22 protein-coding genes, 1 tRNA gene and 1 pseudogene are annotated in these 22,832 nt (G+C 59.2%); 5 read left to right on the plus strand and 19 right to left on the minus strand.

Annotated elements, in window-relative coordinates; genetic code table 11:
- The 3 genes from NKI22_RS27935 to NKI22_RS27945 form a co-directional block, all read right to left on the minus strand.
- Window positions 1-966 (minus strand): ArdC family protein (locus tag NKI22_RS27935; protein ID WP_352959235.1); only part of this gene is annotated, 966 nt, incomplete at its 3' end.
- A 487-nt stretch (window positions 967-1,453) separates the two neighbouring features.
- Window positions 1,454-1,774 carry a sunset domain-containing protein gene (locus NKI22_RS27940; RefSeq protein WP_352468497.1) on the minus strand — a complete coding sequence of 107 codons (321 nt, stop codon included), beginning with the start codon at window positions 1,772-1,774 and terminating at the stop codon, window positions 1,454-1,456.
- A 58-nt stretch (window positions 1,775-1,832) separates the two neighbouring features.
- Window positions 1,833-2,060 carry a hypothetical protein gene (locus NKI22_RS27945; protein WP_352959237.1) on the minus strand — a complete coding sequence of 76 codons (228 nt, stop codon included), beginning with the start codon at window positions 2,058-2,060 and terminating at the stop codon, window positions 1,833-1,835.
- A gap of 237 nt (window positions 2,061-2,297) precedes the next feature.
- Between NKI22_RS27945 and NKI22_RS27950 the strand changes: the two are divergent.
- Window positions 2,298-2,501: pseudogene (locus NKI22_RS27950) on the plus strand (transposase family protein); the annotation flags it as partial.
- Between the two features lie 626 nt (window positions 2,502-3,127).
- Here the strand turns inward: NKI22_RS27950 and NKI22_RS27955 are convergent.
- Window positions 3,128-4,117, minus strand: a complete 990-nt coding sequence (locus NKI22_RS27955) for a hypothetical protein (RefSeq protein ID WP_352959239.1) — start codon at window positions 4,115-4,117, stop codon at window positions 3,128-3,130.
- 686 nt (window positions 4,118-4,803) lie between these two features.
- A complete protein-coding gene (locus NKI22_RS27960; RefSeq protein WP_023679646.1) occupies window positions 4,804-5,037 on the minus strand; it encodes a helix-turn-helix domain-containing protein in 234 nt (77 codons plus the stop codon).
- A 117-nt stretch (window positions 5,038-5,154) separates the two neighbouring features.
- Between NKI22_RS27960 and NKI22_RS27965 the strand changes: the two genes are divergently transcribed.
- A complete protein-coding gene (locus tag NKI22_RS27965) occupies window positions 5,155-5,424 on the plus strand; it encodes a DNA -binding domain-containing protein (RefSeq protein ID WP_023722036.1) in 270 nt (89 codons plus the stop codon).
- Between the two features lie 95 nt (window positions 5,425-5,519).
- Here the strand turns inward: NKI22_RS27965 and NKI22_RS27970 are convergent, their stop codons facing one another.
- Together NKI22_RS27970 and ubiM are read right to left on the minus strand one after the other, a co-directional pair.
- A complete protein-coding gene (locus tag NKI22_RS27970) occupies window positions 5,520-7,427 on the minus strand; it encodes a putative bifunctional diguanylate cyclase/phosphodiesterase (protein WP_352938819.1) in 1,908 nt (635 codons plus the stop codon).
- Between the two features lie 302 nt (window positions 7,428-7,729).
- Window positions 7,730-8,911, minus strand: a complete 1,182-nt coding sequence (gene ubiM / locus NKI22_RS27975) for a 5-demethoxyubiquinol-8 5-hydroxylase UbiM (protein WP_352707063.1) — start codon at window positions 8,909-8,911, stop codon at window positions 7,730-7,732.
- 240 nt (window positions 8,912-9,151) lie between these two features.
- Here ubiM and NKI22_RS27980 point away from each other — a divergent pair.
- The 3 genes from NKI22_RS27980 to NKI22_RS27990 all read left to right on the plus strand — a co-directional run bounded on the left by NKI22_RS27980 (window position 9,152) and on the right by NKI22_RS27990 (window position 11,163).
- Window positions 9,152-9,251: transfer RNA gene (locus NKI22_RS27980), tRNA-Glu, on the plus strand.
- Between the two features lie 152 nt (window positions 9,252-9,403).
- A complete protein-coding gene (locus tag NKI22_RS27985) occupies window positions 9,404-10,516 on the plus strand; it encodes a ComEC/Rec2 family competence protein (RefSeq protein WP_352638452.1) in 1,113 nt (370 codons plus the stop codon).
- Window positions 10,513-11,163, plus strand: coding sequence for a hypothetical protein (locus tag NKI22_RS27990; RefSeq protein ID WP_352959241.1), 651 nt, complete (start codon window positions 10,513-10,515; stop codon window positions 11,161-11,163). The genes NKI22_RS27985 and NKI22_RS27990 overlap by 4 nt, the downstream gene beginning before the upstream one ends.
- Before the next feature lie 29 nt (window positions 11,164-11,192).
- Here the strand turns inward: NKI22_RS27990 and NKI22_RS27995 are convergent, their stop codons facing one another.
- From NKI22_RS27995 to ccoN, 12 genes are all read right to left on the minus strand, one after another.
- A complete protein-coding gene (locus tag NKI22_RS27995; RefSeq protein ID WP_352959243.1) occupies window positions 11,193-12,275 on the minus strand; it encodes a hypothetical protein in 1,083 nt (360 codons plus the stop codon).
- An 89-nt stretch (window positions 12,276-12,364) separates the two neighbouring features.
- On the minus strand, window positions 12,365-12,736 hold the full coding sequence (locus tag NKI22_RS28000; protein ID WP_352638448.1) for a helix-turn-helix domain-containing protein: 372 nt from the start codon (window positions 12,734-12,736) through the stop codon (window positions 12,365-12,367).
- Window positions 12,737-12,753: 17 nt separating this feature from the next.
- The gene (locus tag NKI22_RS28005; RefSeq protein ID WP_352638446.1) at window positions 12,754-13,149 is read right to left on the minus strand and encodes a hypothetical protein; all 396 of its coding nucleotides are present in this window, start codon (window positions 13,147-13,149) and stop codon (window positions 12,754-12,756) included.
- A gap of 182 nt (window positions 13,150-13,331) precedes the next feature.
- Window positions 13,332-13,664 carry a hypothetical protein gene (locus NKI22_RS28010; protein ID WP_352959246.1) on the minus strand — a complete coding sequence of 111 codons (333 nt, stop codon included), beginning with the start codon at window positions 13,662-13,664 and terminating at the stop codon, window positions 13,332-13,334.
- Between the two features lie 592 nt (window positions 13,665-14,256).
- The gene (ccoS, locus tag NKI22_RS28015; RefSeq protein WP_352595335.1) at window positions 14,257-14,409 is read right to left on the minus strand and encodes a cbb3-type cytochrome oxidase assembly protein CcoS; all 153 of its coding nucleotides are present in this window, start codon (window positions 14,407-14,409) and stop codon (window positions 14,257-14,259) included.
- Window positions 14,409-16,694, minus strand: coding sequence for a cation-translocating P-type ATPase (locus NKI22_RS28020; protein ID WP_352959248.1), 2,286 nt, complete (start codon window positions 16,692-16,694; stop codon window positions 14,409-14,411). The genes ccoS and NKI22_RS28020 overlap by 1 nt, the downstream gene beginning before the upstream one ends.
- On the minus strand, window positions 16,691-17,188 hold the full coding sequence (locus NKI22_RS28025) for a FixH family protein (protein WP_352959250.1): 498 nt from the start codon (window positions 17,186-17,188) through the stop codon (window positions 16,691-16,693). Before NKI22_RS28025 ends, NKI22_RS28020 begins: the two co-directional genes overlap by 4 nt.
- Window positions 17,185-18,744, minus strand: a complete 1,560-nt coding sequence (ccoG, locus tag NKI22_RS28030; protein ID WP_352959252.1) for a cytochrome c oxidase accessory protein CcoG — start codon at window positions 18,742-18,744, stop codon at window positions 17,185-17,187. The genes NKI22_RS28025 and ccoG overlap by 4 nt, the downstream gene beginning before the upstream one ends.
- A gap of 130 nt (window positions 18,745-18,874) precedes the next feature.
- Entirely contained in the window at window positions 18,875-19,738 is an 864-nt protein-coding gene (gene ccoP / locus NKI22_RS28035) for a cytochrome-c oxidase, cbb3-type subunit III (protein WP_352516163.1), read from the minus strand.
- Window positions 19,739-19,740: 2 nt separating this feature from the next.
- Window positions 19,741-19,890, minus strand: a complete 150-nt coding sequence (locus NKI22_RS28040) for a cbb3-type cytochrome c oxidase subunit 3 (RefSeq protein ID WP_023679629.1) — start codon at window positions 19,888-19,890, stop codon at window positions 19,741-19,743.
- Window positions 19,891-19,901: 11 nt separating this feature from the next.
- The gene (ccoO, locus tag NKI22_RS28045) at window positions 19,902-20,633 is read right to left on the minus strand and encodes a cytochrome-c oxidase, cbb3-type subunit II (RefSeq protein WP_352493086.1); all 732 of its coding nucleotides are present in this window, start codon (window positions 20,631-20,633) and stop codon (window positions 19,902-19,904) included.
- Window positions 20,624-22,255: a cytochrome-c oxidase, cbb3-type subunit I gene (ccoN, locus tag NKI22_RS28050; protein ID WP_352541542.1), complete on the minus strand. Its 1,632-nt coding sequence runs from the start codon at window positions 22,253-22,255 to the stop codon at window positions 20,624-20,626. Before ccoN ends, ccoO begins: the two co-directional genes overlap by 10 nt.
- Window positions 22,256-22,832 lie beyond the last annotated feature (577 nt).

The raw sequence follows: 22,832 nt of genomic DNA on the forward strand, positions 1-22,832 counted from the left end.
GCTCGACACGCTCTGAAATAATGCGGAGGAATGTGGCCAGAAACCCCGGGCTTCAGCCAATCTGGTCACGTTCCTTCGCATTATGGGCTGCTGCGGATAACTGAAGTTATGATGAGGTGAGCATAACTCGAGCCATGAGCCGATGTAATCGGCATGACGCACGGTCGGCTCGATACCGAGATTGCTGCAGACGAAGGCGGTAGTGATTTCGGCGACCAATTCTTCACGCGCGTAAGCCTTGGAGCCGAACGAGCCGGAGAGGTCGCGAGCAAGCCGCGTTGGGTGGCCGGTCCAGTGGCCAAGCTCGTGAAAGCAGGTCCGGTAATAGTCGATCTGGTGATGAAACGCCGGCTGCGGCGGCACCTGAATGTGGTCGCTGCCCAGCATGTAGAAAGCGCGATCGCCGCCGACCCTGAAATCCGCACCGCTGGCGCGAATGAGCGTCTCGGCGTGCGGCACGATCTCGCACTGAGGCAGCGGCTCGGCGGCGGCATAGAGGTCTTCCGGAAGATTATCGCACTGCGCGACATTGAAGACGGTGAAGCGCTTCAAAAAAGGCACGGCCTGTGGTTCATCGCCCTCGTGGCGTGCGCGCTCCTTCTCGTCCTTGGGGACAAAGCGGTCGGCATGCACGATGGTCGTGCCGCGCTCGCCCTTCCTGACATTGCCGCCAAGGACGAGCGCCTGCCGGAAGGTGAGCCAGTTCTGGCTGGGATAGCTGCGCTCGATGACCGCGCCCCACAGGATGAGGATATTGATTCCGGAATAGGTGCGCCCAGAGGATGCATTCCTCGGCAGGCCAAGGCCTGCCTTTGCGCTGCCCCATGGCTTGACCCATGGCACGGTGCCGCGCTCCAGCTCGGCAATGATGCGGTCCGTGATCTCCTGATAAAGGCTGGCGCCGGGGCGCCCGCCCTTGCCTGCGCCAGCCTCTCCGCTGGCGGAACGCTTGCTGTTTGAATGCATCGTCTCATCCTTCGCTCGCCAATCGCCGCGCCTTTCCCCGGAAGCGGGGTGGGCGGCGAGTCGCGACCGGAAAGGCCCGCCGTGGGAGGCGGACCGCATCCGAAGGACCGGAACGAGGAGGAGGACCCTGAGCGGCACGCGAAGGGTTGCGGGCTGCCGCGGCGGGCCTAGAAGGGAGTGCCGCCCACCCCGCGCCACCGGGAAAGGCCAACAAACAAACCGCGCCGCCCGCAAGGGCGGCGGCCGTCACAGCCCGAAGGGCTGCCCACGCCAAGGGGCGAAGCCGAATGGCCGAGACCGCCTGAGCTTGCCGAAGAAAAGCGGGCTCGGTTCACGAGCACCTGGTGCGCGTCGTCAGGCGCGCGGGCGCCCGCCAGGACGGCAGGCTGGACAGATTTTTCGAACGAATCGCGATAAATACTTCAAATGAATGCTGCACCGAAAACATGTGCGATGCAGCATTTTCGCAAGCATTTACCACGGACGCTCAGACCCGAGACTTCCGCCACCCAGCCTTGCGCGCGGCTTCCTCCGAACAAAACCAGCGCTCGCCTTTCAACAGGTTGATGCGCGTCTCCCAGTAATATTCCTGTCCGGGAACATGATAGATTCGCTCGCCCGTGTTGTAGCTGATATTGGCTTTGATGTTGCAGCCGAGAGCGGCAGGGCCGATTTCGAAGGCAAGAAAGCCAGCCAGGATTGTTCCACCAGCAACGATCTTTGCCCACAACGGAACGTCCTTCGAACGATGGCGCTCGCCATACCTGCGACGGTTGTACCGATTGTCTTGATAGCGATGGTTGCCCACGCCCCTTCTCCCCGAAGAGAGAATGCGACGTTTGCAGCCTGGAGTCTATAAGTCTGGTCTAATTCACCGGTCCTGTTCCGAACCATCGAATGAACGGCGCATCCTTACCGGTGATATCCTTCACCGTCTTCAACAGCGCTTGATGGGTGCGTTGGAGAGCCCGGTAATGGTTGCTGGTAGGTGATAGAAGCGGCTGGACGATGCTCTGGTGCAGCCGTTCCGCCTCCGCGAGAAAGCGCTCGATTTCAGCCTGTGAAAGCTGCTTGGACAGTTTCGTCCTAGCCATTTGCGATCTCCGTTGAGGAATCGCCCCACCTAGGATTATGATCCTAATTATATCGAACGTCAGATCATCGAGGAAGTTCAAGCCAAGGCAGACCGCCAGCGCAAACAGGCCATTAAGATACAACTTGGCGATCCCGGCCCATATGTGACACCGCGCTTCGTTCGCTTTGAGTCGGCCTTGATTGCTGACCAGAACACCGCTCACAGCTAGAGACAGCAAAAGGTCAACTTGCTGTCCATGAAACTCGACTCCCCAATCTTCCAAGACGCCGACGCCGCCCGCATCCATCTGGAAGCGCAGCGTTGGCCGCATGGTTCGAACTGTCCTCATTGCGGCAATGCCAATCCCGACCGCACCACCAAGATGGAAGGCAAGACGCACCGCCCCGGCCTGTACAACTGCAAGATCGCCTTGAACAAATGGCTTCTGGCGACGCGCTTAAGCAGAAGGCTAGAAAGCTGGGCTGGAAGCGCCGAAAGGCTAGGAGCTGATTTTGTTTATTTTATCGAAAAGAAACGTAATAGAATAAACACTTAGGAATGCATAGTGAGTGATAAAGAACAAAACGCCACACAACGCAGTCTTATAGAGATACTCGTAACAATTCCCAGCAACGTAGACGAAGTTCACGTTATCAGCGATAATGTAAAACACAATAAATAGCACACCAATAGTGCATAGGTAGCCAAATAGCAAGCTAGCGTATTGCCTCAGAGTTAGCGTCTTCAGAAAGTAATTGTTATCCTTATTGCTCCACACCCTTACTACAGCATTTGCCCCTTCGAGGCTTGAATCCAATCCAGCGCGTTCGAATGTTGCAAACGCTCCCAACGCCGCCAAGTGGAAAGGGACGACAAAAACCATGAACTGAAATATGCTCCCCGACAATTTTGATAAAAACTTGCCCGAAAACGCCATTGGAAAAATCAAATAAAGGACGAAGATGCCACTGGTGAACACCAGAGGAAGAAAAACTTCATAAATTCTCTTCGACTCCCAAAATGTATTATCGCCTTGAATGATTAGAAATCGCGCCGATGAAAATAATTCCTTTATCCACCACATGGCTATTGCCAATTTTTTTCTGTGTGGATTGCTTTCTTTCCAAACGCAAGAATCGGCTTATGGAATTTCGGGTAGCATTCCTCAACGCCATCATCGAGTCCATTGATGGTGACGGTCTTACAATACCGCATATCACCATCCCCCAGATTGTCCACACTTAGCACCTGTGTGCTTCCCATCGGATCGCCGCCTTCATCTACTAATTGAAGCTTGAAATCTTCAAACGATATAGCATCGAGCGCATTTCTGACGTGTTGGATCAATTTCGAAACGCGATTGACATCCCCGGTAGGAGCAATGACAGCTCGAAGCTGGACATCCATTCTCTCTATCTTGGGCTCGTTAGCCTCGCCTTGGAAGGCTGCTGTTCCCCGGACAAGCTGGAATCCGCCAATACGACCCGTTTCAAGATCCTTTTTTAGAGACGCATTTTCGTGCGGATTGAAACGAACGGTGGGCCGATACTGGACGGTTTCGGCCTTCTCCTTTTTGGAGCGACGCTTCTTTTCAGCGATGAATCGTTCGGGAAATTCTTCAGAGAAACGCGCCATTAGGGATGTGAGAAAGTCTCGCGCCAGCGCCCTTCCTATCCCGCGCGTTCTCTCCATTGCAGTCCGATACCGACCTTGATCTGGCCCTGCCGCAATCTCTTGCTTTGATATAACAAGGTGCGAGGATGCCCCCGGGACGTCCCCAGGTTCGTTCGATTTGATAGTAGTGACCTTGCGTTTCATGGGATTCACGAAACTTGGCATTGCGCGGCCGGGGTCACCCCGGACCAAAAGGATTGAGAACGAGTCCGCCTCGTCTTTCAAATCTGAAATGTAAATCGCATTCGAATCATCAGATCCCGTATTGATGGTGCTTCCGGCAATCCGCGCGATGGCATCATCCTTTTGATAGTAATAATTGCACGCTTCAAAAAGGACGCCGACTGGAACGTCTATATCCACCGTAGGGTACCTACCCATACGGAGTTTCAATAAGTTCATGTAGTGATCCATAACAGCTCCCCCGCGCCATTTGCGCGAATGAAGCATGTTTTGGGACTATAGGCGAATCAGGATTCCTTAGCCAGCCGCACTTGTTTTGGGTTATCCACCGACTTCACTACCGAAGCGTGGGGCTTGAGCATCCGCTTCAGCGTCTCGTGGAAGCGCTTTTCGTCGGAATTTCGCCGGTTTTCCACCGTTCATGCCTTATCCCCAGAACGCCCTGAGATGAATCGGTTTTTCGGCCGAGACTCTTGTCAGAACCAAACCAGTCGCACTGCGTCTCCAGCGCGATGGAGGGGGTGAGTCGGCCCGCAAAAACGCTTACATCCCGCCCCACCGGGCGTCGCTGGATGGCGCACCCCTCTACGGTGCCTTCTTCCCTGAGCCACCGGGGAAGTCGCATCCGGGCGAAAGAATCCACCCTGCACTTATGAATATGCGCAAGCGCATAATTTTCCAGTTCCAAATAGGCATTTTCCGCATTTTCCACTTGTCTGCAAAATCCGGCCTGTCACGCCCAAAAACCCTATCGAATCGCCCGTACTTTGGCGTATTAATAGGATTATGATCCTAATATCGGCATGGCCTGGTAAAGACCCACCCGCAGCGGAATGGCAGCTTGCCGAAGAAAAGCGCGCTCGGTTCACGGCACCGGCGCGAGCCGTTAGGCGCGCGGGCGCCCGCTAGGACCGCAGGCTGGACAGAATCTCGCACGGATCAGCGTCAAGCGCCGCAGTTAAGTCGAGAAACTCGATGACGTCGAGACGACGCTCTCCACCCTCGTACTTGGCCACGAAGGATTGGGGACGATCAAGCTTCTCGGCCACCTGCGCCTGAGTCAGGCCTTTGGCCTTGCGCAGGGAAACCAGCTGGGCCAGAAACCGCTGGTGGCGGGGCGATCGAAGAGACTTGGGCATGTAGGCGAACCGGTCGGGTAAAGACCGGATCAGCGACTAATCCCGGTTTCGGATTATCCCATTTTGGGATATGCTGCGGGCGCTCAACAGGCGAGGTTCGCAGGCATGAATCGATCAATGGGAACAGATGAGACTCGAAACTCAACTCTGTGCGACGAAGTCCCCTGGTCGGAGAACCTCACGAGCTACGACAGGGAGCATTTCACGATCTACCTGCGGATCCTGGATGCCTGCGCCGACAATGCCAGCGAAGAGGAGATGGCCGATCTCATTCTCGGCATCGACCCGGCCCTTGAACCGGTCCGCGCCCGCAAGGCTCTTCGCAGCCATATCGACCGGGCGAACTGGATGGTGACGACCGGCTACAAGGAACTGTTCGCCGGCTGACGCACAGCACGGATTGTCATGCTCTTCAAACAAGGAAGTTCAGATACCCGTCACTCATGAGCGCACGGCCGCGAGAGACGGCGCGGCGGGAGCGGTCACAACTGGTTCGCGTGCTGTTTGACTGCCATTTCCAGTGCTTGGCTCAGAGGCACAGCCTTGGAGAACAGGAAGCCTTGAGCGGTTCGGCAGCCAAGCTTGTGCAGGGTTTGCCGATCCGCCTCTGTTTCGACGCCCTCGGCCATGACCTCGATCCCGAGCATGTTACCGAGATCGATGACCGATTTGACAAGCAGTCGGTCCTCTCGGGACTTGGCCAAGCCGCGAATGAAGCCCTGGTCTATTTTGACCTTGCGTATCCGACTGTCCTTGAGCGATGCCAACGTAGAAAAGCCGGTGCCGAAGTCATCGAGCGCGATGGAAATGCCGGCATGTGAAAGCCGTCCGAGCTTTTCATCCACTCTGTCCGGGTCAACCGGGGATTCTTCGGTAATCTCGATCTCGAACATCGTTGCAGGGAGACCTCTTGCCGCCAGACCATCCAGAACCATGTCGTCGATATCGCCGGCTTCCAGTTCGCGCGGTGAAACATTCATCGCCACACGGAGATCACGACAGTCAGCTTTCACCAAGCCGTCGATAAAAGCACAACAGTCGGCGAATACGGTTTGCGTTAGCAGCTGAAGCATTCCGGTTTCGCGTGCAGCTGTGATGATTTCGGGTGGAGAGATGGCACCATGAGTCGGATGGGACCACCTCAGCAAGGCTTCAAAGCCGACCACGGCCTCGGTGTCGAGTTTCACGATCGGCTGGAACCAAGGTTGCAAGCTTCTCGTCTTTATCGCCGAATGAAGGTCCCGTTCGACGGACTGGCGGCGTTGCAGTTCCCTGTCGAGTTCGGCATCGAACAGGCAAAATTCGTTCCTGCCACGACGCTTGGCCGTATAAAGGGCGATATCCGCCCGCAACAACATTTCGGTCAGGCCCGGGCTTTCCGCCAGATATATTCCTATTGATGCCCCGACCCGGACGGACGCGACCTCGATATAGGGGCGGGCAATTTTGGCTATGATATTGGAGGCGAGATCACTGGCAGAAAGCGAAACCCTCGTTGAGGGAAAAAACAGCACGAATTCATCGCCGCCGATACGAGCGAGCGTTGAGCCTTCCGGTGCTTCCTCCTCTATGCGGCGGGCGATCCTGACAAGCAGTTCATCACCGGTCCTGTGACCGTAGGTATCGTTGACGGATTTGAACCCGTCCAGATCAACCAGCATTGCCACGAAGGGGCCATCCGCGGTCTCGAAACGTCCTATTGCGTCTTCGAGGCCACGCCTGTTGAGAAGGGCCGTCAGGTGGTCCTGCCTGGAACTGGCCTTCATCTCCGCCGCAAGCCGCTCGGCCTCATGCCTCAGGCGGCTCGCTTCGCGGAACCGTGCTTGCCCAACAAACGAAGCTCGAACCAAGCCGCCCATGAAGAGCAGAACGGTAAAAGCCAGAATGTAGTCTTCAAAATTGCCTTTCGCCAAAAGGCAAGCCACCGTGATGAGGAGCGGAGGTGTGATGAAGTTGGTCGCCGCCGCGGCATACGAACTGCCGTATGTAACCGCACCAGCGGAAATGCCCGCCAGAATGACCAGATGCAGCGGTGCTTGAGGTGTCGTGTATCCAACAGTCAGGACGGCCAGGAAGGACCAGGCAAACCCTGCCAGAAGAGCAAGGATGCCAAACCAGCGAAGCCGCGGCAAAACCCCCACTAAACCGTCATGGCGCCCCGTTTCCTTTAGCTGATAACGCGCGAGTGCAAGGCGGGCGGCATTTATCGCATTGACGACCAGGAACCAGATTGCAGCGGCAAAGCCGCTGCCAGAAAGGGCGTGCACCGCCCAAATCAGGCCTGACAGGATACCGCTTATCGGCATCGACACGAAGAGGCCGGTCCTCAGGTCAGCAAGCTGATCCTGACGGATTTTGGCCTCCAGCGTGTCTACTTTCTTCGGGGCCATGGACGGACCAGCTTGCTCCCATCGTTGTTCGCGAGGACAAGCTTACGCAGGCCCACTGAAGGACGGGTTAACTATCCAGCGGGGGTAACCAGTGCGCTCACCATGTCTTCGGGGCGCACGTCTGCTCTTGGCCTTGCCGTCTGACCATCGAGCTCTTGCCCGCACGCGTGCCTTGATCCGAATCATCCCAGGATCGGCAACGTCACCATGGAATCAGCCCTGCCAACGGCATCAACGCGCCCGGCGAGACAAAAGGAAGCCGGGCCGAGATAGCGTTCCAGAGCGGCAGCGCTGCCTGCGATTCACCGCCTGAGCATGGCCGAAATGCCATGGCGGATAAAGGGAAGATATTGGGCAAAGCGAAGCCCTGCATGTCTTGCAAGCCGTGCCGCCGGGTGCTCGCCTGAGTAGAGAGCGACAAGCGCATTCGTAGCATGATAGAGCGGTGCCGCCGACAGACGCAGCCGGCTTTCGTATCTGCCGAGTATGTCGGGATCAGCAATGTCGCGGCGCTCGCGACATGCCGCCAGCATTCTGTCGGCGAGTTGCTTCTGGCCACTGAGGCCGATGTTGAAGCCATGCGCGGTCACCGGGTGCATGCCGAGGGCAGCATCGCCGATCAGTGCCGCACTCGGAGCCCAGAACTTGTGCGCCAAGGTCGTGACCAGCGGATAGGCATGGCGGGTGCTTGCCAAGGTCATCTCTCCGAGGCGTCCTCGACACCGGCTCGTCGATTCCGTGAGGAACAAATCGTCGTCGAGAGCAAGCAGTCTGTCGGCCTCGCTTGAGCGCAAAGTGAGAAGCAGCGACGACACGCCTTCCATGAGCGGCAACATCGCTATCGTCTGATGGTGATCGAACCATTCGACCGCGATCTGGTGATGGGCGCGCTCGTGCCTCACCCGGCAAATCAGCATGGAGTTGCCAAGCCGATTGATGTCGGCGCCAATGCCGAGCAGGTCGCGCGTCGCGGACAAACGCGAATCCGCTGCAACGAGCAGCCGAGCGGCCAATTGCCTGCCATCAGAGAGCGTTATGACTGCTTCTTTGTGGCTGGTTGTTGCATTGACGACCGAGCGGCCGCACAGCAGCTGGGCATGATCCTGGAAGTGGACAAGCTTGAACAGGGCGTCGCGGATCCGACAATTTGGGACCAGAATTCCGAGTGGTTCCCCAGATCCGCTGGGAGAATCGAAGCTCAGGGCGAAAGGGCTCGATCCGTTGAGCACGCGCGCGCCTTGTAGCGGTGATTTGTCCGAAGCGGGGATGGCATCCCAGGCGCCGAGCTCGCGAAGGATTCCAACCGATGCGTGGGTCAGCGCGATCTCGCGACCGTCGAAAGCCGGATTCGCCAGGCTTTCGAGCGACTGCCGTTCAACCACTGCCACCTTGAGTCGGCTCTGGGCAAGCGATGCGGCGAAGGAAAGTCCGACCGGCCCGGCTCCGACGACAATGACGTCGAATCTATCGACAGAGCCGGCCATCAGCGTGCCGCCATAGCGTCGGCTACCTGCGACGAAGGGCACTGGAACGCATCGCAATCGATCCACGGTTTGCGGCTCATCTCCCCAAGCGTCTCCACGCGACCTAACCGTCCGTTAGACATCCGTTCTCCGTTCAAAAATGCTCAATAAACCATGCCGACGAAGAGATAACCCTGATCTGGATCAACCAGGCTCGATAAACGCGGCAACCGCGGGTTCACGGTCGACTGGTCGATCGCCACGCCATGGTCTGGTCAGGTCATCATGGAATGGCGGGCTTCCCCTTCGGTGCGGCCCTTTCAAGGCGGTAACAGGGGTTCGATTCCCCTTGGGCGTACCAGCAAAATCAAGCACTTAGCTGCATTTCCCGCAAACTCGTCTAATATCCGTCTAATATCTGCCCTGTGGAAAACGGTGGATTGACATGGAGATTGATGGAATCAGATAGGCGAACGTCCAAATTGGCTCCTATATGAATGCTTGGGGGGCCAGATGCATTGTGAGGTTGAATTTCTGCCGGTCGGCTCCGGCTCCAAGGCCGGTGACGCCATTGTAGTGCGTTACGGCGACGCTGCCGATTATCATTTGATGTTGGTCGACGGTGGCCATGCCGAAACCGGAGACAACATCGTCGCGCACCTCAAGAAGCAGTTTGGGCCATTTCCTGTTCTGGAGCATGTGGTGTTGACGCATTCCGATGCGGACCATGCTTCGGGGCTGCGCACGGTTTTGAGCGAGATTCCTGTGCGAAATCTCTGGATGCATATCCCTTGGCTCCTCGCCGAGGAGTCCCGTCACCTTTTTTCGGATAAACGATGGACTGCCGAGGGGTTGAAGGCCGCTGTAAAGGCCGAATACGGGACGATCAGCGAAATCTACGACTTAGCTTTGGAAGCTGGCTCCAATATTTTCTTTCCATTCCAAGGCACGGACATCGGCCCTTTCCGCGTATGCTCGCCCAGCCGCGTTGCGTACAGTTATCTTTTGCCGCAATTCGAAAAGACGCCCGATCCGGACCAGGCCGCGATTGAGGCGGCACAGATGTGGCTAGGCAAGGAGTCACTCGCGCGCAAGATCTTGGAAGCAGCAAAGGCCGCGCTGCATGGTTGGACGCCGGAGAGTTGGGACAACGAGCGTTTGCAAGACGGGGGAATCACCAGCGCCAGCAATGAATCGAGCGTGGTACTGTATGGCTCTTTTGAGAACGACGCCCGTGTGCTTCTCACGGGGGACACAGGGGTAAATGGATTGCGATGGGCGGCCATTTATGCGGAGAGCGTGGGCCTTCCACTTCAAAGGTTTAGCTTTGTGCAAATCCCCCATCACGGCAGTCGACGCAACGTCGGCCCTACGATTCTTACGCGTCTTTTAGGAGAAATTCAGGCGGAGGTTTCTGCATCACGTTTCAGTGCCTTTGTTTCTGCACCTAAGGACGACGAAAAACATCCCCGCCGGATCGTGTTAAACGCATTTAAGCGCCGTGGCGGCCATATCATTGCAACTCAAGGCGTCGGCAAGGTTCATTGGGGAGGTTTCCCGGCACGTGCTGGATATGACGTTGCGGAAAGTCTGCCTTTCTACACAGAGGTCGAGGAATATACGTGAGCACAGATGGACCGCCGCGCTCGTTGAAAGATCAGACCCGCTGGCAGCTTTGGCTTACGATTGCCGCGAATTTTGCTTTGTTTTATGGGGTGGCACAGTCTGACGCTCTTGCGGTTTCCGGCATCAAGGGCCTGCTGGTGGGGGCCGCGAACCTTCTTCCCGTCGGGCTAGCTCTCATTGTTACATCAATCGCAAACGGCCTTCTGAACGCCGCGGCGAAAGCCCGCTTGGTGTTTCTTCGATGGCACTTTGCATTGCCGGGACATCGAGCCTTTAGTAGGCACGGGCCGACAGATCCCCGCATCGATATGTCTCGACTGGAAGACTCTTTGGGAGATACTTTCCCCCGAACACCGGGTGACGAAAATCGCCTGTGGTATCGGTTTTACAAAGATGTCGAGTCAGAGACCGCAATCCTTCATGCTCACAGGGAGTTTCTGTTTACTCGCGACTACGCCGCTGTTTCGTTCCTGTTTCTTTTCGGCTTTGGGACCGCAGCGGTTTTCATGGTGCAGTCCCTGAGGGTGTCGCTTATCTATTGCGCTGTTCTGCTGCTACAGTTCTTGGTTGTTCGCCACTCGGCGGCAACCTATGGCGTCCGATTGGTAACAACGGTGCTGGCGCGCCACGCAGCGAAGACGGTTTGAATTTCCGGATAGTAGTAGGCCCTCTTACCTCACCCCGTCCGCCAAAATTCGACGCTGGTATAGAGTTCGGACTCGCCGGAGGCGGTGGCTACGCCAAATCCCTCCGTGTTGCTGGTGGTCGCGCACCAATGCTCGATGCGGTAGGCCTTTCCGGCGACAATTGTCCCCCATCCGACCGAATCGGTTTGTTGGTGAGGGCTGGTATCGGCCACGGCGCTTGAGCCCGAAGCGACGACGACACCGTCAGTGACATTGAAAAGCCTGGTGATATGGCGAACGACGCCCCATGCAGGCGCGCGCCACCGCACCCGGCAATTTACGGACGGCGTGAACTCGTTGCCGGCCAAAGTGATGATGCCAGCGGGGTCATAGGCCTTTGTGTTCAAGGCTCGTGTTCGGAATACTTCTTTAACAAAGCTGCCGCCAGCGACACCCGAAAGCTTCCTGTCTTCAAGCACCGCATCTGCGGCGCCGCCACCGGCGGCTATGGCCGCATCCTTCAAGTCGGTGGCGCGCCAGGTCCGTTGCACCGCTTCGATGCCGGCTCGCGCCAGCGCTTGCGTGCCGTCCGCCTTGGTCGCCTTCCCGCCGAGTAGGGCCATGATTGTTGTGGCGAAGTTCGGGTCGTCGCCGAGCGCGGCGGCAAGCTCGTTCAGCGTGTCCAATGTACCGGGCGCCGCCGCGACCAGGGCTGCAATCGCGGCGTTGACTTCGGCCTTGGAGAAGACGTCGAGCGTTGTCCGCGCGGCGCCGGCAGAATTGTTGGTAAGCAGCGTGCGCATGAACGCCGCCACCTGAAAGGAAAGCCGGGCGTCATGAATGGTTCCGACGATGCTGTCAGCGTTCACGATGGACGGCGAAAACGACAGTACCGCCGCTGCCACAAAGGCCGTGGTGGCAAGCCGCGCGCTGTTGTCGCCGGGGTCTTGCGTTGGCGCCGAGGGTTCGCCGGTGAAAGCCGGGCTCGCGAGGGTTGCCCGCAACGCCAGCGCGGTGAACGCCGCAGCGACATCGGTATCGATGGCGCCGAAGGCCGCCGTGATCTTGTCAAAGGACGTTTTCAGGTCCGTCTTGATGGGCAGTTCGTAGCCGCGATTTGGAGTCAGTGCCATTGATCTATGCTCTCCTATTTCGAAGAGCACCATGCGTCGGAAACCTGGCCCATCGCTGGGCGAATGTGGGCCGTGAACCTAGCTGGCTTTCATCGTCGCGCAGGATCATCGTCGCGCGTTTTGATGCGCTCTTTGGAGGTCACGAATTTTTCAATGGTCTCGGCGCGGTAGAGAATCCGGCCCTGTTTCTTGACGTAGCCGGGGCCGGTTCCGAGGACCCGCCAGCGGGCGAGCGTGGCTTTGCTGACGCGCAGAACACCGGCGACGTCATCGGCGGTTAGAAGCACCTCGCCGGTGGCTGCGAATGCCACGGCGCGAGCCTCGTTGCTTTCGCCGATAGACAAGGCCAGCGCCTCGGTTTTCTCTTCGACGCTGGCGATAGCCTTCTCGCATATCGCCAACGCCCGGCGTGCTCCGGTCACGGCGATGCGAAGATCGCGGATGGGGTCAACGCCGGACATTTCTAAGCCCCGCTGGCTCAAGCTGCTTCTAAGAGAAAGCCGCAATCCCAGGTCGAGACGCAATCAAGCGGGCTGGCGCCCGTGACGCCGGACAGAATGCAGCCGTATCGGTCATAGGCGCCTATACCCTCGGCCATGAACCATGCGGAACGCCCCGCCGCGTCGGTGTGGGCGCCGTCGCTTTCGTCTCGGAACGGACGGAGCGGCCCGACACAAATGCCGTTTCTGGCCCGATAGGTTCCGCCGGTGCTAAAGCCGGTCAAGACCAAGATCTTGTCGAACCAATCGGCGTCGTAAGGGGGCCTGGCTGCGGCCAAGATCAACTTGCTGAATTCGGGCAATTCTATATTTTGGGTGACAGCCATATCGAAGCGTCCTCTTCGGTTGTGGTTAGAGCCGGCGAGTGTTTCCATCACTCGCCGGCTCACTCACACTTCGACAAATCCATTCGCAAATCAAGTACAAAACGCGCTGTCCACGTTTTATCGGGTGATGGCGGAAGATATCTTCCCATGTTGTTTGCGATATGCAAACGATACTGACTTTTAGTTCGCGATATACAAACGGAGGTCTAGAATCCCCGAATGCTAAGGAGTCAGTGCAGGCGCGTGCTCGCGACACTCTCTATGCGCGGCTCGTCGCCCGATAGATGAATTGTGCCGGACAGCCAGAGCCTACCGGAGGCGTGCGGGTCCGCCGTGCGTATGATCTTATCTCGGGCAACGGGGGAAACCGCATCCGTCGCAGCCAAGCCGTTCTTGACGACGACGCCGACGTGAGAGGCATTCAAGGATTGAAGCCGCCGTGCGTGCTTGCTGACGCCCGCATTCAGGGCAGCTTTGAAGTCGTTGTTAACGCGGAGCACGGTTGCTCGGGCGAAATTGGCAGGCAAACGGCCGCGCCAATCCTGCAGGTCGGCTTCCGTCAAGCAATGCAATTCTTTGTGAGCAATAGCGGCGTCGGACAGAATGTGCGTTAGCATACGATTGCCGGCATCAAGGCGAGCGCCGCGAGCGCGCTCAACCTTCTCGCGTTCTAGTATGTAAGCCTCGGTGACACTGCGGACGGTTACAGGGTCGCCAGCGGCCTTTGAGACGGCCTCGATACGTTTTGCCTCGACCAGTCTTCTGCGGCGCGACGCGGTAGCCCAGGTGCACGGTCGGGTCGATTGATCGCCAATGAGTTCCGGAGGCCAATTTCGCACGCGCGGCCTTAGTCGTGACCGGCGACTCTTCAAGCGTTCTTAGCATCACTTCCCCCGCGACTCGTCTAATATTCGCCTAATATCGCCCCGCGTAGACCTGTGGAGGCCAATGGAGAGATGCCCGCTAACTTATTGAATAATATGGAAACGTATGGAAAAATAGCAATGCGCGAAGCGGCACAACGCAGCACTTTCCTGGCCGAAAGTTCGGCAACGTATTCTGGCTGATCCGTTCGCACCCGTCGCGCGCCGAAATCGGCATGAGGCGAAGCAACCGGGGAAAATATTCGAGCGAGTCCTCGCAGGGCAGGCTGGGTCAAGTGCGTGGCTCGTCGCGGTCGATCAGGATCCGCTCGGCGGCGCCATCGAGATCTTCATATTGGCCGCTCCTCAAGGCCCACAGGAACCCGGCCAGCCCAAGCGCCCCGAGGAACAGGGCCACAGGTACGAGGTAGGCGAGCGTCGTCATCAGGATTGTGCCAGTGCGCCAATGTCGGAGCGCCTGTCATGTCGGGCATCTTGCACCGATGCATTTGACACGAAACCTTGCAGGCGTAGCGCATTGCCGATGACCAGGAGGGACGAGGCGGACATCGCGACCGCCGCGATCAGGGGCGTAACGTGCCCCAGAATGGCGACCGGCACGGCGATGCCATTGTAAACGATCGCTATGGCGATGTTCTGCCGGATCAGCCGTCCAGTCTTCCGCGAAATGTCTAAAGCAAGTGGGACCGCCAGAAGACTTTTACGCAGGAACACGAAATCCGCGGCGTTGCGCCCGATATCCGCCGCCGTGGCCGGAGCGATCGAAACGTGTGCGGCGCCCAATGCAGGCGTGTCGTTGAGCCCATCGCCGACCATCAGAACCTTGTGGCCAGTTCGGGTCAATGCTTCAATCTGTTCGACCTTTCCGGAGGGAAGCAACGCGGGAACGAAGCGCTCGACGCCCAGTGCTTCCGCGACCTCGCCGCAGGCAGCTTCTGTGTCGCCCGACAGCATCTCCACCGACACGCCGGCGCCGTTCAGTTGCTCGATAGCCGCCTTGGCATCGGCACGTAGCTCATCCTCGAAATCGAAAGTCGCCACAATGACCCCATCCTTCGTCAGAACGGTTGCGCCATAGCCTTGTTTGCCTTCGCCGCCGGTCCGGGCTTTCCACTCAGCCCATCCGCGGCGACCCAGCCGCCAGGTAGTGCCCTCGGCGATGGCTTCGATGCCGAAGCCCGGATGCTCGCTGACGGACGCGAGTTTCGCCTGGCCGGCAAAGGCTGCGTTGCCAGCGATTGCCTTCGAAAAGGGATGGCGGGAATGCGCTGCCATCTCGGCCGCCATGGCGAGCATCGTCGGATCGATGGACGGCGGATTGATCAGCCTAGCCAGTCCGAGCGTAAGCGTGCCGGTTTTGTCGAACAATGCCGTGTCGATCCCGGCCAGGCGCTCCATGGCGGAGCCGTCCCTGACCATGACGCCGCTTTCAAACAGCCGCCGCGCAGCGACCACCTGCACGATCGGCACGGCGAGACCGAGCGCGCACGGGCATGTGATGATCAAAACGGCGATCGCGATTGTTATTGCCCGGTGCCAGTCGCCGGTCGCCGCCATCCAGCCGAGGAACGTCACAAAGGCGGTGAGGTGGACCACCGGGGCGTAGAACGCGGAGACGCGATCGGCGATCCTGCGATGGCGGGCGCGGCCGCCCTCTGCCGCTTCCATCAGCCGAACCATTTCGGCCAGGAAGGAATCCTTCGCGGCGGCCGTCGCCTCGATGGTCAGCGGACCGGTGAGATTGAGTGTACCGGCCTGGACCTGCGCCCCCGGGCCCACCGTTCTGGGCGTGCTTTCCCCGGAAACCAGGGAACAGTCGAGATCCGATGCCCCGCCAATGATCCTGCCGTCGATGGGCACCCTCTCGCCAGCCGCAATCAAGAGCTCCATTCCTGGTTCGATCTCGCCAACCGGCAAGTAGTCGCGCGAACCATCCTCGCGCAGCACCATGGCGCCGCGCGCCGCCAGCCGAGCCAGTCCGTTCACGGCCGTCCGCGCCCGTTCCCGCATCACGTGATCCAGCGTGCGGCCGATCAGCAGAAAGAACAGCAGCGACACCGACGCGTCGAAATAAGCATGGTCGCCATGGTTGATCGTCTCGTAGAGGCTCATGGCGTAAGCGAGCGATACCCCGACCGCGATCGGCACGTCCATGTTCATGCGGCTGTGGCGCAGCGCATTCCAGGCCGAGCGAAAATAGATGCCGCCGGCGAAAGCGAGCGCAGGAATGGCAATCAAGGCCGAGACCCAATGGAACAGGTCGCGGGTCGCGCCTTGCGCGCCGGACCAGACAGAGACTGATAGCAGCATGATGTTGCCCGCCGCAAAGCCGGCGACCGCGACGGCGCGGATCAGTTCCGAGAGCGTCCTGTCCTTCCCGTCAGCCTCGGGATCGAACAGGTGCGCGCCATAGCCCAGCCGTCCAAGTGTGGCGACGAATGGCGGAACCTCGTCGCCGCGCCACCGGACCGAAACACGTTTCGTCGAAAGATTGACACGAGCGCCTTCGACGCGATCCAGCTTCCCGATCGCCGTCTCGATCGTCTGGATGCAGGCGGCACAATGCACAGCCGACACCGAAAGGTCGGTCTGGCGAAGATTTTCGCCAATCGAGCGGCTCGCCAGTCTGATTTCCTGGCCAGAAGGCAGGACCAGTGTGACCTTTTCCAGGTCCAATGCCATTTCGGCGCCTGGCGCGCAGCAGCTCATTGCAGCGCCCCGCGGGAAATCACGATCCGGCGAACGTCGCGATAGCGTTCCGCAAGGCTCGCATCGGCGTCGATTTCGACGATCCAGACGCCATCCTTGGGGATGTGGTGCGCGGCGAATATCTGACCGGAGGCAGCGGCAAGAGTGACGGATTTGTCCTCGGCCTCGTAGGCGGGATGACGAAACAGCACCTTGACGCCATGCACGGCAACCGTCTTGCCGCCAGCATCGGTGAGGCTGTAGCGGACCTCACCGCCTGCGATGGTGAGTTTGCCAGTCCAGCCGAGGGCTGCCTGAGCTCGCCCTTGCTGGGCCTTTTTGTTGAATTGCTGGCTCGCCACATAGGTGTTTTCGACGACAAGGCCGGTCCAGCTCGTGTTGGCGAGCGTCGCCATCGTCAGATTGACCGCTATGACCACGCCGAAGAAGCCAAGGATGGTGAACAGCATATGCCTGCCGGTGAATTCGCGAGATTGTCGCGAGGTGTCGGTCATCTGGCGATCTCCGGTGCGTTGAAAGTGGCCGTGTATTCGTCCGACTCGAACGTTGCCTTATTTTCGACCCGGAACTTGAAGCTTTGCGCTGCACCCCGAACCTGATCTGCCGGCTGACGCACGAAAACCTTGAGCATCTTCAGCCGGTCGGGTTCGACCGGGATGGCAAAGGAGCGATCCGCCGGCAGGTCGATGCCAACAACGCTCATTTCGGCTCCATGCAGGCCCTGCATCGTGACGATGATCGTTCTTGGTTCGGGGATCATGTTGAGCAACTTGACGGTGTAGCCGTTGCGGATCGAACCGTCCGACAGCGTCACGGACTGCGGGTTGCGATCATGCAGGACATTCAATTCGAGCCGTTCGCGGGTCAGCAGCGAATAGAGCAGCGCGAGACCGACCGCCGACCAGGCGCTCATGTAGATGAAGGTGCGCGGGCGAAAGATCTTGCGGATATGGAAACGGGCCACCTTGTCGGAGAACAGGCCGTCAGCGCTCCTGACCACTGACGGGTTGACTGAACCGGAGCCGCCCGGGGTCGCCAGCATCATGTTGGCGTTGTAGTCGGCCAGCGTCGCATAGGAAATCAGTCCGCGCTCCCTGCCGATCTTGTCCATGATACCATCACAGGTATCGATGCAGAGCGCGCAGGTGATGCATTCAAGCTGCTGGCCATCACGAATGTCGATCCCCATCGGGCACACCGCGACACAGGCATTGCAGTCGACGCAGTCACCGACGGGCTGCCCGGCGGCAAGGACCCTCTTGGCGTGGCGCGAGCGCGGTTCGCCGCGCCAGTCATTATAGGTGACGGTGAGCGACCTTTCGTCGAGCATGGCCGCCTGGATGCGCGGCCACGGGCACATATAGGTGCAGACCTGCTCGCGCATCAGCCCGCCGAACGTATAGGTCGTCGCTGTGAGCACAGCGACGGTGATGTAGGCGACAGGCGCTGCCGTGCCGGTGAAGAGTTCGATGAGCAAGGTCGGCGCATCGGCGAAATAGAAGATCCAGGCGCCGCCGCTCGCCGCGCCTATGACCAGCCAAATGGCGTGTTTCGATGTTCGCAGCACGAGTTTGCGCGCCGTCCAGGGCCCGGCATCGAGCTTCATGCGCGCGTTGCGGTCGCCCTCGATGGCTCGCTCGACGACCAGAAACAGATCGACCCACACGGTCTGCGGGCACGTATAGCCGCACCAGGCCCGGCCGACGGTGGATGTGATCAGGAAAAGGCCGATACCGGCCATGACCAGCAGGCCGGCCACATAAAAGAATTCCTGCGGCCAGATCTCGATGAAGAAGAAATAGAAGCGGCGGTTGGCAAGATCGACCAGCACGGCCTGGTCCGGGGCAAATGGCCCGCGATCCCACCGCAGCCAGGGTGTCAGGTAGTAGATCCCCAGCGTGATTGCCATCACCGACCACTTGAAGCGGCGGAAACTGCCAGAGGCCCGGTTCGGGAAGATCTTCTTGCGTGCGGCATAGAGCGGCTCGCGGGTCTTGGCGGAGTTGACCGCATCGGCTTCGAGCCGTTCTATTTGCGTGTTATCGAGCACGAGAAGCTCCAGTCACCAGCGACGATTTCGCCGGAAGCCCGACCCATCGGTTTCTGGATGATGCCGAGGCCCGGCTCGCGCCGGGCCTCGTCGCTTGGCGGTGGGGGGAGGACGAGAATAGGCTGCGTACCTATTCTCCGCCACCAAGCGAATGGACATAGACCGCGAGTTCCTTGGCCTTGATCTCGCCGAGACGCCCGATCCAGGCCGGCATGACGCCGTGCTTCGGCGCGCGGACCTGCGCGGCGATGGCTGTTTCGCCAGACCCGTATAGCCAGATCGCGTCGGTCAGGTCGGGTGCGCCGAGCTCCCTGTTGCCCTTTGCATTCTCACCATGACAGGCCGCACAATTCTCGGCGAAAACATTGGCGCCGAGTTCGATCAGGCTTGTGTCCTGAACAGGATCGGAGAGGCTTGCGACATAGGCGCCGACCTGCTTGATCTGATCCGTCGTGATGATGTCGCCAAAAGCAGGCATTTCCGACAGGCGCGTATCCGGGTCTGATGCGAAGCGGATGCCGTGCGCAATCGTCTGCTGGATCTGTTCGGCGTTGCCACCCCACAGCCAATCGTCGTCGTTTAGGTTGGGAAAACCCTTGGACCCTTGAGCGCCCGAGCCATGGCACTGCACGCAATTGACCTTGAACGCGGCGCCACCTGCGGCGACGGCGAATTCGCGTAGCGTATCGTCGGCAGTAATCTCGGAGACGGTCTTCGCCTGAATGGCAGCGACAAATTTACCCTTGGCCACTTCGGCCGCGGCCAGTTCATTCTTGACGTCTCTGCGGCTCGAATACCCCAGCACACCCCTGGTCGCGGAAGTCAGCATCGGCCATGCCGGATAGACGACGGTGTAGCCGATCGCCCAGGCAATGGTGATGTAGAAGGTGATGACCCACCAGCGGGGAAGCGGGTTGTTGAGTTCCTTGATGCCGTCCCACTCATGGCCGGTCGTCGAGATACCCGAAACCTCGTCGATATGCTCGCTGCCCATGATCAGTCGTCCTTGAGAGGAATGTGAGCGGCTCTCTCGGCTTGCCTGCGGCTGCCGGGACGAAGTGCAAAGGCAACGCATCCGAGGAAGAAAAGCGCCATGGCAAGCAGGCCCCAGCTGTCGGCAAACTCCCGCATGAAATTGTAGGTCATCGCCATTCTCCTCAGCGGTAACCGGCGGCTTCGTCATAGGTCCTGAAATCGACCAGCGTGCCGAGCATCTGCAAATAGGCGACCAGCGCATCCATTTCGGTGACCTGCTGCGGATCGCCGTCGAAGTCCCCAACCTTGGCTTTCGGATAGCGTCTCTCCAGGCCCGATGTGTCGGCATTCGCATCGGCCTGCGCCATGAGATCGGCATTGGCATGAGCGATCATGTCGTCTGAATAGGGCACACCGACACGGCTGTTGGCGATCAGATGCGTCGAGAAATCCTTCACCTCGATCGGCATGTCCTTCAGGAACGCGTAGCTCGGCATGATCGATTCCGGCACCACCGAACGCGGCTCGGTGAGATGCTGGACGTGCCATCCGTTCGAGTAGCGGTCGCCGACCCGGGCGAGATCCGGCCCGGTGCGCTTCGAGCCCCACTGGAACGGGTGGTCGTACATCGACTCGGCCGCCAGGCTATAGTGGCCGTAGCGCTCGACCTCGTCGCGGAACGGCCTTATCATCTGGCTGTGGCAGAGGTAACAGCCCTCACGCACATAGATGTTGCGCCCGGCGAGCTCGAGCGGCGAATAGGGCCGCATGCCTTCCACCTTCTCGATGGTGTTGTCGAGATAGAAGAGCGGCGCGATCTCGACGATACCGCCGATTGTTACGACCAGCAGGGACCCGAGGAGAAGAAGTGTGGCGTTCTTCTCGATGACCGCGTGTCTGTCCATCAGGCCCATTTTCTGGCTCCTGATCGCACAGGCTGGAGGGCGGGGATGGAGCGCGGCATCGGATCCTCCTCGCGCCGGTAGCCGAGGATGGTCATGGCGATGTTCCAGGCCATGATGAGGGCGCCCGACAGATACATCGCGCCGCCGATGGCACGCATGATGTAGTAGGGATGCATGGCGGCGACGGTTTCGGCGAAGGAGTAGACCAGGAAGCCCTGCTCGTTGTATTCGCGCCACATCAGGCCCTGCATGACGCCGGAGACCCACATCACCGCGGCGTAAACGACGATCCCAAGCGTCGCCAGCCAGAAGTGCCAGTTGACGAGCCGCAGCGAATAAAGCCGGTCGCGGTTCCATAACTTCGGGACCATGAAATAAATCGCGCCGAACGAGATCATGCCAACCCATCCGAGCGCGCCCGAATGGACGTGACCGATGGTCCAGTCGGTGTAGTGCGAGAGCGAGTTGACGGCCTTGATTGACATCATCGGGCCTTCGAAAGTCGACATCCCGTAGAAGGCGATGGCCATGACCATCATACGGATGATCGGGTCGGTGCGCAGCTTGTCCCAGGCGCCCGAGAGCGTCATCAGGCCGTTTATCATGCCGCCCCATGACGGCATCCACAGCATGATCGAGAACACCATGCCGAGCGTCTGGGCCCAGTCCGGCAGGGCGGTGTAGTGGAGGTGGTGCGGACCGGCCCAGATGTAGAGAAAGATCAAAGCCCAGAAGTGGATGATCGACAGCCGGTAGGAATAGACCGGTCGGTTGGCCTGCTTGGGCACGAAATAATACATCATCCCGAGGAAGCCGGCGGTGAGGAAGAAGCCGACGGCATTGTGGCCGTACCACCATTGCGTCAGGGCGTCCTGTACGCCGGAGAAGGCTGAATAGCTCTTGGAGCCCAGGAAGGAGACCGGCATCGACAGGTTGTTGATCACATGCAGCATCGCAATGGTCACGATGAAGGCAAGGTAGAACCAGTTGGCGACATAGATGTGCGGTTCCTTGCGCTTTAGGATCGTGCCGAGGAACAGGATGAGATAGGCGACCCAGACAATGGTCAGCCACAGGTCCACATACCATTCGGGCTCGGCGTATTCGCGGCTCTCGGTGATGCCGAGCAGGTAGCCGGTTGCCGCCATGACGATGAACAGCTGATAGCCCCAGAACACGAACCAGCCGAGATCGCCGCCGAACAGCCGAGCGCGGCAGGTGCGCTGGACGACATACAGGGACGTGCAGAGCAGCGCATTGCCGCCGAAGGCGAAGACGACGCCCGACGTATGCAATGGCCGCAAACGGCCGAAATTGAACCAGGGCTGGATGTTGAGATCCGGGTAGGCGAGCTGCAGGGCGATGACCACGCCGACCAGCATGCCGACGACGCCCCAGAATACGGTGGCGACGGCACCGAAGCGGATCGGCCCATCCATGTAAGCGGCGGGGTCGATCGGAACTGCCGGCTTGAACTCCGTGTTGCGCAACAGAATCGCAGTGAAGCCAGCCACGGCGAAGAACAAAACCCACATATGCCGGCGAAAAGGTTCATCTACGCCGAAGCCGGCAGCCACCAGGGCCGCAAACGCAAACAGGCTTAGAAGGACGATCTCTGTGCCGAATTTCATCGCAAGCCCCGATTTCCTATTCCGGCGGGCGCCAAACCGCAGTGCCTTATTGCGCAGCCGTGGCCTGCTCGCCCTGATCCATGTCAGAGCCGCACGATTTTGCTTCGAGCAGCATCGAGTTCGGTGCGATCAGACTGGGGCGATCGAATGTGGAAGCGCAGCACCGGCCGCCGCCCTTATGGACAGGCCCGGCGTCCCCGGTCGGGCCGGGTATGGAGGCGATCGCGGGCGTGTGGGAAGCGCGGCTTCTGTGACGCTGGAAAGTAGGCCGATGCCTTGCCGAACGTCGATCGTTTCAATGCCTTGGGACAGCCAGCGCCAGCGTTACGCTGCCTTCGTGACATTCATGGTTCGGGGAGACGGCGATTTTCCCCTGCGTATGAGGCGTATTGACTTCGGCCGAGTGCGATCCTGCCTGGAACAGCCGGTTGCACGTCGAGCACCGCGAGGATGGATGCTTCTCCGACGAGTTGGCCGAAACGCACCTGGCTCATGCGATCGGATGGAGAGCGGGCTGTCGCTATGCGACTTCTTCTAACGCCCAACGCGAGCATGCCCTGCCCCGAACGAAGTAAGT

The organism is Mesorhizobium sp. M0778 (assembly GCF_040320105.1).
Classification (GTDB): Bacteria; Pseudomonadota; Alphaproteobacteria; order Rhizobiales; family Rhizobiaceae; genus Mesorhizobium.

Excerpts from the sequence above, each read along its gene's own strand:
- NKI22_RS27960 (WP_023679646.1), bottom strand. The coding sequence starts at position 5,037 with ATGCCCAAGTCTCTTCGATCGCCCCGCCACCAGCGGTTTCTGGCCCAG.
- ccoP (WP_352516163.1), bottom strand. The coding sequence starts at position 19,738 with ATGGGCAGCGAGCATATCGACGAGGTTTCGGGTATCTCGACGACCGGC.
- NKI22_RS27965 (WP_023722036.1), top strand. The coding sequence starts at position 5,155 with ATGGGAACAGATGAGACTCGAAACTCAACTCTGTGCGACGAAGTCCCC.
- ccoN (WP_352541542.1), bottom strand. The coding sequence starts at position 22,255 with ATGAAATTCGGCACAGAGATCGTCCTTCTAAGCCTGTTTGCGTTTGCG.
- NKI22_RS28000 (WP_352638448.1), bottom strand. The coding sequence starts at position 12,736 with ATGTCCGGCGTTGACCCCATCCGCGATCTTCGCATCGCCGTGACCGGA.
- NKI22_RS27955 (WP_352959239.1), bottom strand. The coding sequence starts at position 4,117 with ATGAACTTATTGAAACTCCGTATGGGTAGGTACCCTACGGTGGATATA.
- NKI22_RS27985 (WP_352638452.1), top strand. The coding sequence starts at position 9,404 with ATGCATTGTGAGGTTGAATTTCTGCCGGTCGGCTCCGGCTCCAAGGCC.
- NKI22_RS28025 (WP_352959250.1), bottom strand. The coding sequence starts at position 17,188 with ATGACCGACACCTCGCGACAATCTCGCGAATTCACCGGCAGGCATATG.
- NKI22_RS28005 (WP_352638446.1), bottom strand. The coding sequence starts at position 13,149 with ATGGAAACACTCGCCGGCTCTAACCACAACCGAAGAGGACGCTTCGAT.
- ubiM (WP_352707063.1), bottom strand. The coding sequence starts at position 8,911 with ATGGCCGGCTCTGTCGATAGATTCGACGTCATTGTCGTCGGAGCCGGG.
- NKI22_RS28040 (WP_023679629.1), bottom strand. The coding sequence starts at position 19,890 with ATGACCTACAATTTCATGCGGGAGTTTGCCGACAGCTGGGGCCTGCTT.
- NKI22_RS27945 (WP_352959237.1), bottom strand. The coding sequence starts at position 2,060 with ATGGCTAGGACGAAACTGTCCAAGCAGCTTTCACAGGCTGAAATCGAG.
- NKI22_RS27995 (WP_352959243.1), bottom strand. The coding sequence starts at position 12,275 with ATGGCACTGACTCCAAATCGCGGCTACGAACTGCCCATCAAGACGGAC.
- NKI22_RS28020 (WP_352959248.1), bottom strand. The coding sequence starts at position 16,694 with ATGAGCTGCTGCGCGCCAGGCGCCGAAATGGCATTGGACCTGGAAAAG.
- ccoS (WP_352595335.1), bottom strand. The coding sequence starts at position 14,409 with ATGACGACGCTCGCCTACCTCGTACCTGTGGCCCTGTTCCTCGGGGCG.
- NKI22_RS27970 (WP_352938819.1), bottom strand. The coding sequence starts at position 7,427 with ATGGCCCCGAAGAAAGTAGACACGCTGGAGGCCAAAATCCGTCAGGAT.
- ccoO (WP_352493086.1), bottom strand. The coding sequence starts at position 20,633 with ATGGGCCTGATGGACAGACACGCGGTCATCGAGAAGAACGCCACACTT.